This window comes from Mesorhizobium sp. USDA 4413 (assembly GCF_056280365.1).
The window spans coordinates 5,345,049-5,357,923 of sequence record NZ_JBVPRP010000001.1 but is presented as its reverse complement, the minus strand read 5'-3'; the positions used below and the strand labels follow the sequence as shown (position 1 = coordinate 5,357,923).

Annotated in this window: 10 protein-coding genes and 1 other RNA gene; 6 read left to right on the top strand and 5 right to left on the bottom strand. The window is 63.7% G+C overall.

Annotated elements, in window-relative coordinates; translation table 11 throughout:
• Window positions 1-32: 32 nt before the first annotated feature.
• Together ACVMIM_RS26250 and ACVMIM_RS26245 are read right to left on the bottom strand one after the other, a co-directional pair.
• On the bottom strand, window positions 33-1,208 hold the full coding sequence (locus ACVMIM_RS26250) for a lytic murein transglycosylase (protein ID WP_476115426.1): 1,176 nt from the start codon (window positions 1,206-1,208) through the stop codon (window positions 33-35).
• A gap of 183 nt (window positions 1,209-1,391) precedes the next feature.
• Window positions 1,392-2,180: a glycoside hydrolase family 25 protein gene (locus ACVMIM_RS26245; RefSeq protein ID WP_476115424.1), complete on the bottom strand. Its 789-nt coding sequence runs from the start codon at window positions 2,178-2,180 to the stop codon at window positions 1,392-1,394.
• Between the two features lie 231 nt (window positions 2,181-2,411).
• Between ACVMIM_RS26245 and ACVMIM_RS26240 the strand changes: the two genes are divergently transcribed.
• Window positions 2,412-3,797, top strand: a complete 1,386-nt coding sequence (locus tag ACVMIM_RS26240; protein WP_476115422.1) for a serine hydrolase domain-containing protein — start codon at window positions 2,412-2,414, stop codon at window positions 3,795-3,797.
• 6 nt (window positions 3,798-3,803) lie between these two features.
• On the opposite strand, the gene ACVMIM_RS26235 is transcribed toward ACVMIM_RS26240, so the two are convergent.
• The 3 genes from ACVMIM_RS26235 to ACVMIM_RS26225 are packed head-to-tail and all read right to left on the bottom strand — an operon-like array spanning window position 3,804 to window position 9,444.
• Complete coding sequence (locus ACVMIM_RS26235) at window positions 3,804-4,469, bottom strand: class I SAM-dependent methyltransferase (protein WP_476115421.1); 666 nt, start codon at window positions 4,467-4,469, stop codon at window positions 3,804-3,806.
• Window positions 4,466-5,764 carry a BtaA family protein gene (locus ACVMIM_RS26230; protein WP_476115419.1) on the bottom strand — a complete coding sequence of 433 codons (1,299 nt, stop codon included), beginning with the start codon at window positions 5,762-5,764 and terminating at the stop codon, window positions 4,466-4,468. Before ACVMIM_RS26230 ends, ACVMIM_RS26235 begins: the two co-directional genes overlap by 4 nt.
• A gap of 44 nt (window positions 5,765-5,808) precedes the next feature.
• A complete protein-coding gene (locus tag ACVMIM_RS26225; RefSeq protein WP_476115418.1) occupies window positions 5,809-9,444 on the bottom strand; it encodes a hydantoinase B/oxoprolinase family protein in 3,636 nt (1,211 codons plus the stop codon).
• A 177-nt stretch (window positions 9,445-9,621) separates the two neighbouring features.
• Between ACVMIM_RS26225 and ACVMIM_RS26220 the strand changes: the two genes are divergently transcribed.
• The 5 genes from ACVMIM_RS26220 to rnpB all read left to right on the top strand — a co-directional run bounded on the left by ACVMIM_RS26220 (window position 9,622) and on the right by rnpB (window position 12,858).
• Window positions 9,622-9,828 carry a hypothetical protein gene (locus ACVMIM_RS26220; RefSeq protein WP_040995830.1) on the top strand — a complete coding sequence of 69 codons (207 nt, stop codon included), beginning with the start codon at window positions 9,622-9,624 and terminating at the stop codon, window positions 9,826-9,828.
• Window positions 9,829-9,959: 131 nt separating this feature from the next.
• Entirely contained in the window at window positions 9,960-10,679 is a 720-nt protein-coding gene (locus ACVMIM_RS26215) for a TerB family tellurite resistance protein (RefSeq protein ID WP_476115416.1), read from the top strand.
• Entirely contained in the window at window positions 10,676-11,452 is a 777-nt protein-coding gene (locus ACVMIM_RS26210) for an N-acetylmuramoyl-L-alanine amidase (RefSeq protein WP_476115414.1), read from the top strand. The genes ACVMIM_RS26215 and ACVMIM_RS26210 overlap by 4 nt, the downstream gene beginning before the upstream one ends.
• A gap of 177 nt (window positions 11,453-11,629) precedes the next feature.
• The gene (locus ACVMIM_RS26205) at window positions 11,630-12,337 is read left to right on the top strand and encodes a lytic transglycosylase domain-containing protein (RefSeq protein WP_476115413.1); all 708 of its coding nucleotides are present in this window, start codon (window positions 11,630-11,632) and stop codon (window positions 12,335-12,337) included.
• Between the two features lie 125 nt (window positions 12,338-12,462).
• Window positions 12,463-12,858, top strand: an RNA gene (gene rnpB / locus ACVMIM_RS26200) — RNase P RNA component class A.
• Window positions 12,859-12,875 lie beyond the last annotated feature (17 nt).

Genomic DNA, 12,875 nt, shown 5'->3' with positions numbered 1-12,875 from the left:
TTCTCTACTGCCTACTGCCTACTGCCTACTGCCTACAATTTCGCCAACAACTCCGGCGTAGGCCAACCATCCACCGGCAACCCGAGCCGCGTTTGCTCCTTGCGGACCGCCTCGCGCGTGTTGGTGCCGAGGATGCCGTCGACCGTGCCGACGTCGTAGCCCTTGGCTTCGAGCTTGGTCTGCAGGGCTTTCATTTGGTCGCCGTTGAGGCCGGGCTCGGGCGTACGCGGATCGAATTGCGGCGCGCCGGCAAGGCGCGTGGCAAGCACGGCCGCCGTCAGCGCGTAGGTGAAGGACTGGTTCCATTCCAGATAGACGTCGAAATTGTCGTATGTCAGGAAGGCCGGACCCTTGCGGCCCATCGGCAGCGCCAGGCCGGCTTTCAACCCATTGTCGATAAGCGGATTGCCGTTCGGTTCGGTAACGCCCCATTGCGCCCATTGCGACAGCGGTAACTTGTTGGTGCGGCCGGTCTGGTCCCATGGCATCTCGTCGGGGACGCGCACTTCCTGGACCCAGGGCTGGTCGCGCTTCCAGCCGCGCGACATGATCTTGTTGGCCGTCGTCATGATGACGTCCGGCACGCTGTTCCTGAGATCCACTTTGCCGTCGCCATCCCCATCGACGCCCTTGGCGAGATAGTCGGTCGGCAGGATTTGCGTCTGGCCGATCTCGCCGGCCCAGGCGCCTTTGACGTCGGCCGGCAGCACGCCACGGTCGATCAAGGTGAGCAGTGGTATCAATTGCTGCCGGAAGAGTTGGGGGCGGCGGCAATCATGTGAAAGCGTCACCAGCGCATTCAGCGTGTGGAAATCGCCCTGCACGGCGCCGAAATCGGTCTCCAGCCCCCAGAAGGCGGCGATGATGGCCGGCTGGACGCCGAACTCCTTGTCGGCCCGGGCGAAGACATCGGCATATTTCTTCAGATTGGCCGCGCCCTGCTTCAGGCGATAGGCCGAGATCATGCGGTTGGCGAATTCGGTGAAGGTCTGGGTGAAGACGCCCTGGGCGCGGTCGCGCGCCAGTGCCCGCCCGTCGATGGTGGCGTCCTCCAGCGCATCAAGTCCGACAGCGCCGACGCCGGCCGCCTTGGCTTCGGCCGCGACGCCCTGTTTCCAGGCCTCGAAATCGCCGCCGCATTCCTGTGCCGCGGCGGGTAGCGCCAATGCGACGAAGAGCGCCGCCAGGATTTCAACGCGCAATCGCATCGCTTTCCTTTCGAGACCGGCGCATGACCCCATCATGATCCGGACCGGGATCGGACAGGCGCATGCGAGGATTTCAAAGTTCGGGAGCCGCGCCAGGCACTTATACGAGCGCGCCGCTCCGGATTACCAGCGGTTGCATGTTCCGCCGCCCGCCGTGTCGAAAAGCAGGCGGGGGATCGGTTGTCAACGGGTGTTCTGCCGTAGCCACTTCTTCCAGGCGGCTTCCGAGCCGTTGAAGACGTTGATGTCGGACTTGCCGGTCATGCCGGGCACGATGCCGGTTCCGGTGTACTGCCAGAAGGTGAAAGGATGGCTGCCGTATTTTTCACGCGGATGACCGGCGACCGAGCGCAGCCAATAGGGATAGCCGCGAAAGCTCGCCAGCTGGTTGTCGTCGAAGAAGTCGACCGATGTGTAGATGATCGGCTTCTTGCCGTAATGGCGCTCAACCATTTGCAGGAAAACGCTCATTTCGCTGCGCACGGTGGCCGGATCGGGGCGCAGCCTGCAGGTCGGCGACTTCGGATTCCATTCCATGTCGAGCACCGGCGGCATCGCCGACGGGTCGTTCGGGACATTGGCGATGAACCAGCGCGCCTGAGTTTCCGCAGGCGTGCAGAAATAGAAGAAATGATAGGCGGCGCGTGGAATTCCGGCAGCCTTGGTGCGCGCCCAGTGCTCGTTGAAATAGTCGTCGAAACGATCGCCGCCTTCCGTCGCCTTGATAAAGGCGAAGGAGATGCCGCTGGCCCTGGCGGTCGGCCAGTCGACCGAGGTCTGATATTTCGAAACATCCGTGCCGTGGATGGCGTAGGTCCATGGCGCGCCGCTGTCCCATTCATGCGGCTTGGAGTCCTCGAATTTGGGCGCGCGCACGACCGCCTGCGCGGACGGCGACAGCGGTGAAATATCGTCCACAGTCGAGCAGGCGCCCAGTAGCGTCAGCATCAGGATGGCCGCAAGACGGCGCATGATACTCCCCGAGCCGGGTTCAGCCGGCCGCTGATGGGTCGTTGCAGATGGCCGTTGCTTGCGCAGGCCCCCCGGACGGCCGCCCCACAGGACCGCCCCAACTGCTCAGTAGATCGCCGAACATGGTTGATAATCCATTGACGGCGCTCGACAACGCCGATGATTTTGCGGAAGCAATGGCGGCAAATCGATGACATAGATCGTGCCGGCGAATCCAAAAGGCGGGGAAAGATGCGGGCTGTCGTGAAGTTCATCAAGTGGCTGCTTGGTCTTGTGGTGCTGGCGGTGGCGGCACTCTTCACCTGGCTCTATTTCGCCCCGCCCGAGCTGATCCGCGTCGGCTCCGGTTATTCGGCCAAGATCGTCTGCTCGAATGTCTTCATCGCCGGCCGCGATGCCAAAGAAGTCCTGGCCGTCGACGTGCAGGCGCCCGGCCATCCGTTGCTCAAGCTGATGAAGGTTTCCGTCGACAAGGAGAGGGGACTGGTTTCGGCAGGCCTGCTCTGGGTTTTCGGCAAGAGCGTTGCGGTGGAGCGCGACGGCGTCGGTTGCGCCTCGGTTCCGGATGGCGACACCGGCAAAGCGCGGCAGACGTCGCTGCACGCCGCGCCGTCGGCCGCGACGCAGCCCGATGCGCTCTGGCCCGAAGGCGAGCGGGTGGATGCTTCGCAGAACCCCGAGGTCGCAAAGATAGTCGACGATGCCGCCATGGCCGGCATTGGCATGCGCGCCATCGTGGTGGTGAAGAACGGCCGCGTCGTCGCGGAGCGCTATGGCGAGGGCTTTTCAGCCAGGACGCCGCTGCTCGGCTGGTCGATGACCAAGACGGTGAATGCCGCGATCGTCGGCACGCTGGTCAAGAACGGCAAGCTGGCGCTCGACAATAAGGGCCTTTTTGCGCCGTGGAAGGTCGACGGTCGCGCCGCCATCAGCCTTGCCGACATGATGGCGATGTCGAGCGGACTGGCGTTCAACGAAGATTATGGCGACGTCGCCGACGTGACGCGCATGCTCTATCTCGAGCCGGACATGGCGAGGTTTGCCGAGGGCCAACCGCTGACCGGCGAAGTGGGAAAAGTGTTTTCCTATTCGAGCGGCACGGCGGTGATGCTGTCGCGGCTGTGGCAGGACGCCATCGGCGACAAGGCGAAGGCGCTGGCATGGCCGCGCACGGCGCTGTTCGAGCCGCTCGGCATGCACAGCGCGGTGCTCGAAACCGACGAGCGGGGCACCTTCGTCGGCTCGTCCTATCTCTACGCCACGGCGCATGACTGGGCGCGCTTCGGCCAGTTCCTGCTGCAGGGCGGGACCTGGAACGGCAACCAGATCCTGCCTGCCGGTTTCGTCGACTGGATGCGCGAGCCGGCGCCGGCCTCGAAGGTCTACGGCAAGGGACAGGTCTGGATCGAAGGGCCGGGCGATGAGGAAAATCCCGGCGCGGGCGCCGCTGCAGGCCTGCCCAAGGACACCTACTGGATGGAGGGCCATGACGGCCAGACGGTGGCGATCATTCCGTCGGAGCAGTTGGTGGTGGTGCGGCTTGGGCTGACGCCGGGCAAGTTCGGCTATCGGCCACAGAGGATGGTTGGCGCGCTGGTGAAGGCGCTGCACCAGTAGCGCTTGCTATTTGGAAGATCCGATCACGCCGAGATATGCATAGCCGCGATAAAGCGTTCTGAAACGGAAGGTTGCGCCGGCGCGCTGCGATTCCGATTCAAGGACGTCACGCAGCGTGGCGCGCGGTGTGACGTGGAATTTCCGCAGCCAGCCGCGCAACAGGGCGCGGAACCAGCGCGGCAGGCCTTCCTGCTGGCCGAAATCGACGACATGCAGCGAACCGCCAGGGGCGAGCGCGGCAAGGGCGGCCGACACGGTCCTTCCCCAGCCGGGTATCATCGACAGCGAATAGGAGACGAAGACGCGGTCGAAGCGTTCGATGCCGAAGAGAGCCCTGGCGTCGAAATCGGTGGCGTCGCCACGCGCCAGGCTGACCTTGCCGGACAGACCTTCGCGGGCGATGGCGGCGCTCGCCGTCTCCAGCATCTCGGCCGAGATGTCGAGCCCGAAGAAACGGGCCTCCGGATAGCGGCGGGCGGCAAGCACGATGTTGCGGCCGGTGCCGCAGCCGAGCTCGAGCACGGTGCCGCCTTGCGGCACGTCCAGCCCGTCGATCAGCCGGTCGCGGCCGAGCAGGTAGTATTTGCGGGTCAGGTCGTAGATATGGCGCTGCCAGCGATAGACGCCGTCCATCAGTTCGGCATGATTGGCCGGCAGCTCGGTCGTGCTCATGCGGCGCGCTTCACATAGAGGTGGAAGCCGCCATAGATCGCCGAGCGGTCTTTTGCCGAGAATTCGCGCGAGGCGTCGGCCTCGTAGGTCCATTGGTCGAGCAGCGAACTGGAGACACGGCCGGGCAGGAGGCTTGGTTCGGCAGCGGTGCGGAAGATGACGCGGGCGCCCGACGAAGCCGTGCGGGTGATCTCGGTCCACAGCGCGTTGAGCAAGTCGTCCGTCATCCAGTCCTGCGCGTCGAGCAGGACGAAGCGGTCGACGCTGCCCGCATCCTTGGCGGCCAGGAACTTGATCAGGTTGGCGTGGTGGATGGCGACGCGATCGATGTTGTCGCGGATCGTCTTATAGTTGCGCTGTTCCAGGTAGGCAGGCAGCGCCGCCTCGCCGGGTTGCGGATAGCGGCGGGCAAAGGCCTGCCAGGCGAAGTAATTGTTCTTCAGTGGGAAATCGCAGGCGAGCTTTTCCAACCGTGCCTTCAAGACGCTCGCCATCGAGCCGTCGCCGGAGGTGATCAGCGAATCGTACTGCGCCGGGGGTATGCCGAGGCCGAACAGCGAAGCCTTGCGCGAGGTCGCCCAGCGCAAGAGCTTCTTGTCGAAGATCGGCGCCAGCTCCTCGTTGAAGAAGCGGCGCTGCTCGCCGATGTTCTCGGCCTTCATAATGCCGGCCGGATCGACGCCGAACAGTTTGGCGACGCGATGGCCCATGGCGATGAAGAGACCGAGCAGTCCGGTCTGGTAGAAGTTGCGGTCGAAGACCGAGATGCGGCGGCGGCCGCGCCAGTTGCGGCGCTCCCAATAATGGCGGCTGACCGGATCGAGGTACGGCGCGATGAAGCGATCATAGGCATCCGAATTGTGGCTGGTGCCGGCGGCGCCGAAGAAGCGGAACAGGTCGCCCTGCGACGGCAGGTGGCGCACCGCCTCCAGCTTCATGCGGTTCAGCGCGATGTGCGCGGCGTTGAGATCGACGGCGTCGATCCTGGCCGGCGAGCGGGTCAGGTAGGCCAGGATGTTGCAGCCGCCCGAGGCGATCGTGACCACCCGATGACCGGTGCCAAGCTGCATGGCGTCCATGTCGACATCGGGGTCTTCCCAGATTTGCGGGTAGACGAGGCCGGAGAACAGGAAGGCGAAGAGCCGCTCGGAAATGCCGTCCTTCGACAATGCGCGATTCTGGTAGACCGCCTTTCCTACTTCCTTGCCTCGACGGTAAACGAGTTCTCCGGATACGTCCGACATGGAAAGGTGATTCCCCGTTTGCGTTGGCGCAAGCGGGTAGCGCAGCGTCATGACAGGCAGGTGACAGCCTGTTGACGGCAGGCCGTCACGAATTCTTACGATTTTCCGAATGCTCCAGGCGTCGGCGTGGTGACGATGACGGCCTCGCCGGCGTCGAGCGTGGTCTGGTCGCAGGCCTTCAGGACGTCTACCGATCCGTCATTGCGCCTGACCTTGGTCGAGCCGGCCTCGCCGTCGCCGCCGCCTTCGAGACCCTGAGGTGGGCGATTGCGGTGGGAGGAGAGGATCGCGCATTCCATCTTTTCGAGGAAGCGGATGGTGCGCCTGGTGCCGTCGCCGGCGTTCCACTTGCCCTTGCCGCCGGAGCCTTCGCGGATGTGAAAGTCTTCCAGCACGACGGGGAAGCGCAGTTCCAGCACCTCCGGATCGGTGAGGCGCGAGTTGGTCATATGGGTATGAACGCCGGACGTGCCGGCGAAGCCGCGCCCCGAATTCATCCGGCCGGCCGGCGAGCCGGAGCAGATCGTCTCGTAATACTGATATTTCCTGTTGCCGAAGGTGAGATTGTTCATCGTGCCCTGCGCGTTGGCGATCGCGCCCATGGCGCCGAACAGCGCGTTGGTGACATGCTGCGAGGTCTCGACATTGCCGGCGACGACGGCGGCAGGGTAGGCGGGCTTCAGCATCGAGCCGTCGGGGATGATGATGTTGATCGGCCTGAGGCACCCGGCATTCATCGGGATCATGTCCTCGACCATGACGCGGAAAGCATAGAGCACGGCAGCGCGGGCGACGGGCTCCGGTGCGTTGAAATTGTTCTTCATGACAGGCGAGGTGCCGGTGAAATCGACGGTCGCCTCGCGCTTTTGCCGGTCGACGGTGATCTTCACCTTGATCACCTGGCCGGTGTCGGTCGGGTATTCGTAAGCCGCGCTGTCGGGAAGCCGCTCGATCACGCGGCGCACACTCTCGGCGGCATTGTCCTGGACATGGCCCATATAGGCTTCGACAACATCGAGGCCGAAATGCGCGACCATCTTGCGCAGTTCCGCCACGCCCTTTTCATTGGCGGCGATCTGCGCCTTGAGGTCGGCGATGTTCTGGGCGGGATTGCGTGCGGGGTAGGGATGGTCGGTAAGCAGCGTCTCCAGCTCCTTCTCGCGGAAGCGGCCGCGATCGACGATGCGGAAATTGTCGAACAGCACGCCTTCCTCATCGACCGTTGTGGCCAAAGGCGTCATCGAGCCGGGCGCGGTGCCGCCGACGTCGGCATGATGGCCGCGCGAGGCCGCCCAGAACAGGATTTCGTTCCGCGTATCGTCGAAGACAGGCGTCACCACGGTGATGTCGGGCAGATGCGTGCCGCCATTGTAAGGGGCGTTAAGCGCAAACACGTCGCCGGGATGGATGTCGCCGGAATTCAGGCGGATGATGGTCTCCACGGAACGGTCCATGGAGCCCAGATGCACCGGCATGTGCGGCGCGTTGGCGACCAGCGCGCCATGGCGGTCGAACACGGCGCAGGAAAAATCGAGCCGTTCCTTGATGTTGACCGAATAGGCGGTGTTCTGCAGCGTCACGCCCATCTGTTCGGCGATCGACATGAAGAGATTGTTGAAAACTTCCAGCATCACCGGATCGGCTTCGGTGCCGAGTGCCGCGGCGCGCGCCTTCCGTTCCGTGCGGCGGATCACGACATGATTGAGCCTGGTGATTTCGGCGCGCCAGCCCGGCTCGACGACGATGGTCTGGTTCGGCTCGATGATCAGCGCAGGTCCTTCGATCGTGTTGCCTGGGCGCAGGTTTTCACGGCGGTAGACGCCGGCCTCGTGCCAGCGGCCCTCGGTGTAGATGGGCCGGCTTTCCGAAGGTTTGATCTCAACTCCTGCCGGTCCGGCAGGGGCATAGGCTTCGGCTTTGTCCTGTCGAGCGGCTTCCATGCCTTCGACGGCGACGGTCTCGACGACGATCGGCTTGTCGTCATAGACGAAACCGAACTGCGCCTTGTGCGCGGCCTCGAAGTCATTCCTGGCGCGGAAGATCGAGCCATGCTCGAAATTCACCGGCAGCGCCGTGTCGGTGCCGTCATAGCGGATGTGCAGGACAGGTCTCGTCGAAACCGCGTCCTCGGCAATGCCCTGCTTGCCAAGCTCGGCAATGACGTCGCCGCGCAAGGCTGCGATGAGTGCCTCGATCGCCGCGCGGGATTCCTCGGCAAGCGGCTGCAGCAGCCCCTGTTGGCGCGAGGCGAAAACCGACGAGAGGCCGATGCCGTAAGCCGAAAGCAGCCCTGAAAAGGGGTGGATGAGCACGGCCTCCATGCCGAGCGCGTCGGCGACCAGACAGGCGTGCTGGCCGCCGGCGCCGCCGAAGCAGTTCAGGAGATATTCCGTGACATCGTAGCCGCGCTGCACCGAGATCTTCTTGATGGCGTTGGCCATGTTCTCGACGGCGATGGTGACAAAGCCCTCGGCCACCGCCTCGGGCGTCCGGCCGTCACCGATTTGAGCGGCAAGTGCCGTGAATTTTTCGCGAACCGTGCCGATGTCGAGCGGCTGGTCCTGGCCCGCGCCGAAAATCGCCGGAAAGAAATCGGGCTGCAATTTGCCCAGCATGACGTTGGCGTCGGTGACGGCGAGCGGACCGCCGCGCCGGTACGCGGCGGGGCCGGGATTGGCGCCGGCGGAATCCGGGCCGACGCGGAAGCGGCCAGCCTCGTAATGCAGGATTGAGCCGCCGCCGGCCGCGACCGTGTGGATACGCATCATCGGCGCGCGGATGCGCACGCCGGCGACCTCGGTGTCGAAGGCGCGCTCATATTCGCCGTCGCAGTGGGCGACGTCGGTCGAGGTGCCGCCCATATCGAAGCCGATGACTTTTTCGAAGCCGGCGAGCTTCGCCGTCTCGACCATCCCGACGACCCCGCCTGCCGGCCCCGAAAGCAGTGCGTCCTTACCCTGGAACATGTCGGCGGCGGTCAGTCCGCCCGACGACATCATGAACATCAGGCGCGGGCCGGAACCCAGTTCGCCGGCCACCCGCTGCACGTAGCGCGACAGGATAGGCGAGAGATAGGCGTCCACCACGGTGGTGTCGCCGCGGCCAACCAGCTTGATGAGCGGCGAGACCTCGTGGGACACCGAGATCTGGCTGAAGCCGATCTTGCGGCAGACCTTGGCCACGGCCAGCTCGTGATCGGGATATTTCCAGGCATGCATGAAGACGATGGCGACCGCGGCGTCGATGCCGTCGGCCTTGGCCTGTTCGATTGCCGGGCGGCAGGCCGCGATATCGAGCAGGCGTTCGACGCAGCCGTCGGCGCGCACGCGCTCGTCAACCTCGATGACGCGCTCGTAGAGCTGCTCCGGCAAGATGATCTCCTTGGCGAAGATGTCCGGCCTCGCCTGATAGGCGATGCGCAATGCATCGCGAAAACCCTTGGTGATCAGCAGCAGCACGCGGTCGCCCTTGCGCTCGAGCAGCGCATTGGTGGCAACGGTCGTGCCCATTTTGACATCGCCGATCGCGTCGCTGGAAATGGCGGCGCCCGCTTTCATACCCAACAGGTCGCGGATGCCCTGGACAGCGGCGTCCGTATAGGCCTCGGGATTTTCGGACAGGAGCTTTCGGGGGTGCAGGCGGCCCTGCGGATCACGGCCGATAATGTCGGTAAAGGTGCCGCCGCGGTCGATCCAGAAATCCCATTTCCCAGTTCTCGCGGCTGCCGGCATCCTGCTTACCCATTCATGTCTTCGAAGCGTATGTTCTGTTAGTTTGGGATTTCGGCGCCAGCAATCGCAAGTTGATGTTACATATGGAAATCCAACGTTACGAAACCGGGCGTCTGCTGATGCATTTCCCCTGCGACCGCTCACCGAAATGTGAGCGTCTGCTGAAGGAGAGATACCATGAAGAAGCTCATTCTGGCGTCGGTTTCGGCGCTCGCCCTGCTGGGGGTCGCGGCTTGCAGCGACAATGGTACCGACAAGACCACAACCCAGAGCACCACTCCCCCGGCCAACGAGCAGCCCATGAAGCCGGCTTCGCCCGACGCTTCGAAGCCTGCTGAACCGGCTCCGGCAACAAATCCGGCTCCTGCCGCGCCCGCGCAGTAAGAGCCTGACCGACAGCATCGAAGAAGGCCGGCATTGCCGGCCTTCTTTTTCGCCCTCGATCCGCAGCGCCGGGCCGCCTGCGGCATCGTCCCGGCTTGATAGAACCGCCCGGTTCGCACTATGAAGCCGGCATGTCGATTTGGGACCGCCTTGGCGACTTCATCGCTCGTGTTTCGTCCTCGGCGTCCTCGGGTGTCGCGGATGTCGTGGAGGCCGTGCGCACCGTTTTTTCCGGCGATCCGGATCTGCGGCGGCGCGTGGCCTTCTCGGTGGCGATGATCGCGCTTTCAGCCAAGATGGCCAAGGCCGACGGCATCGTCACGCAGGACGAGGTGCGCGCGTTCCAGGAGATCTTCGAGGTACCGCCGAGCGAGACACGCAACGTGGCGCGGCTTTACGATATCGCCAAGCGGGACATTGCCGGCTTCGAGACCTATGCCCAGCGCATGGCGCAACTCTGCGGTTCCGGCCATGCCAACTGCATGATGCTGGAGGACATACTCGACGGCCTGTTCCATATCGCCAAGGCGGACGGGCTCATCCATGAGCGGGAAGGGCAGTTCCTGCACCGGATTGCCGAGATCTTTCGGATCGACGAGGTGCATTACGAGGCGATCCTGTCCAGGCACGTCAATCTCGGCGCCGCCGATCCTTACGTCGTTCTGGGCATCGAACGCGGCAAGCCGTTCGAGGAGGTCAGGAAACGTTATCGCAAGCTGATCTCCGACAATCACCCGGACAGGTTGATCGCGCGGGGTCTGCCGCAGGAATTCATCAAGATCGCCACGACCAGGGTCGCGGCAATCAATGCCGCCTATGAAATGATCGAGCGGGGCCTCAGGCACGTATGAGCGGCTTTTTGCCCGACCAGCCAGGTGCCGAGGTCCGGGTTTCGCCCAATTTCGGCCCGCGCCGCGAGACGCTCCGGCCCGATATGATCGTGCTGCATTATACCGGCATGGCAAGCGGCGCCGGCGCCGAGGCCTGGCTGTGCGATCCGGCAAGCGAGGTGTCCTCGCATTATCTTGTCCACGAGGACGGCCGCATCGTGCAGATGGTGCGCGAGAGCGACCGCGCCTGGCACGCCGGCAAGAGTTCCTGGCTCGGGCGTACCGACATCAACTCCTGTTCGGTCGGCATCGAGATCGTCAATCCCGGGCATTCGCTGGGCTACAAGGCTTTCCCGAGGCGACAGATCGAAGCCGTGATCACCTTGTGCACGGGTATTGTGGGCCGTTACTCGATCCCCGCGGCAAGGGTGCTCGCGCATTCGGACGTGGCCCCAGGCCGCAAGGTCGATCCTGGCGAAAAATTTCCCTGGAAGGCGCTGTTCGCCGCCGGTATCGGACATCTTGTGCCGGCGGCGGCGATAAAGCCCGGCGCTAAACTGAAGGCCGGCGATACCGGCTCCGACGTTGAAGCGCTTCAGTCGATGCTGGCGCTCTACGGCTATGGCGTGGAGATATCGGGCGAATACGACAAGCAGACGGAAATCGTGGTGGCGGCGTTCCAGCGACATTTTCGGCGGCGGCTGGTCGATGGTGTGGCGGACAATTCGACGGTTCGCACGCTGGAACGGCTCCTGGCTTCCGTAGAAGCAGCCACCGCCAAAAAGTCGCGATAAGTTCCGTAAATTACAATCTGTCATTTAAAGTGAATTGCGCTGCCTTCATTGCCGCCAATTCCGCCTCCAAATGCCTCTCCCGCAAGTTGTCGGGCGTCTATCCCCCAAAAGATGTCCGATGTTGAGTTCACCTAACTGCGCGAAGTTCTTCGCGCGGCTCTAACAGAACAGGACTAGATGCAAAGATTGACCGTTGTAGCGGCAGCCGTTGCTGCCGGAGTGATGACTCTTGCCTTCAATCAAGCGAACAGCGCCCCTCTGAGCCCGCGGGCGGACAATGGCTTTGCTGGCGCCCCCGCGGCACCGAAGGCAAGCCCGACCGCCACGGGTTCAAAGATCAACAGAACCGCCCCGACCAAGGTGGAGAAGGTCGCTGTGGCCAAAGCGGCGAAAAAAACGGCAAGGCGCAATTCGAAGCGCAATAGGCAGACGATCGACTTGACCGCGACAGCTTCCATCCGCCCTGAGAAGCCGGCTTTGTCGTCGCCAGCCACGGGGGGCGGCCAGTATTCGGCGATCATTGCCCGCTACGCCGCGAGCTATGGCGTGCCGGTGTCGCTGGCCAGTGCCGTCATCAAGATCGAAAGCAACTACAGGCCGAACATGGTCGGCAGCGCCGGCGAGATCGGCCTGATGCAGATCAAGCCGGCCACGGCGCGCATGATGGGCTACACCGGTTCGGCCAAGGGGCTGTTCGATCCCGACACCAACATCAAATACGGCATGAAGTATCTCGCCATGGCGAGAGATCTCGGTGGCGGCACCACCTGCGGCACGATCCTGAAATACAATGCCGGTCATGGCGCGACACGGATGAATCCGATTTCGGCCGCCTATTGCAGCAAGGTCAAGGTGCAGATGGCCGCGCTGGGTTCGCCGGCCTGAGCCCCCGTCGAAGCGGATTTGGGCAACGCGTGTCTGTTTGATGCATGTCGTTGTCCAGATCCACGGCGCTTCGGGCGAGCTTTTTCGTTTGCGTTTTCAAGTGAGAATCCCTTTATACGCGCTTGCCAGCTGGCCGGGCGGCCGCGCTCGCGAGAGCCGAAAGGCTGCGGGCGAGGAAAGTCCGGGCTCCATGGAGACACGGTGCCGGCTAACGGCCGGCGGGGGCGACCCCAGGGAAAGTGCCACAGAAAGCAAACCGCCGCGGCATTGTCGCGGCAAGGGTGAAAGGGTGGGGTAAGAGCCCACCGCGCGACTGGCAACAGGAGCGGCACGGCAAACCCCACCGGGAGCAAAACCGAATAGGGGCGGTGCGAGGGGAAACCTTCGAGGGCTGTTTCCGGCCCACCGTCCGGGTAGGTTGCGTGAGGTGCGTGGCAACATGCGCCCAAGATGAATGGCCGCCACGTTCTCGTCACAAGGCGAGGGCCATACAGAACCCGGCTTACAGGCCAGCTGGCATTTTCTCGTAGCGATAGCT

Coding starts and splice junctions, on each gene's coding strand:
- ACVMIM_RS26220 (WP_040995830.1), top strand. CDS start 9,622: ATGAAGAAGCTCATTCTGGCGTCGGTTTCGGCGCTCGCCCTGCTGGGG.
- ACVMIM_RS26225 (WP_476115418.1), bottom strand. CDS start 9,444: ATGCCGGCAGCCGCGAGAACTGGGAAATGGGATTTCTGGATCGACCGC.
- ACVMIM_RS26205 (WP_476115413.1), top strand. CDS start 11,630: ATGCAAAGATTGACCGTTGTAGCGGCAGCCGTTGCTGCCGGAGTGATG.
- ACVMIM_RS26210 (WP_476115414.1), top strand. CDS start 10,676: ATGAGCGGCTTTTTGCCCGACCAGCCAGGTGCCGAGGTCCGGGTTTCG.
- ACVMIM_RS26215 (WP_476115416.1), top strand. CDS start 9,960: ATGTCGATTTGGGACCGCCTTGGCGACTTCATCGCTCGTGTTTCGTCC.
- ACVMIM_RS26240 (WP_476115422.1), top strand. CDS start 2,412: ATGCGGGCTGTCGTGAAGTTCATCAAGTGGCTGCTTGGTCTTGTGGTG.
- ACVMIM_RS26245 (WP_476115424.1), bottom strand. CDS start 2,180: ATGCGCCGTCTTGCGGCCATCCTGATGCTGACGCTACTGGGCGCCTGC.
- ACVMIM_RS26235 (WP_476115421.1), bottom strand. CDS start 4,469: ATGAGCACGACCGAGCTGCCGGCCAATCATGCCGAACTGATGGACGGC.
- ACVMIM_RS26230 (WP_476115419.1), bottom strand. CDS start 5,764: ATGACGCTGCGCTACCCGCTTGCGCCAACGCAAACGGGGAATCACCTT.
- ACVMIM_RS26250 (WP_476115426.1), bottom strand. CDS start 1,208: ATGCGATTGCGCGTTGAAATCCTGGCGGCGCTCTTCGTCGCATTGGCG.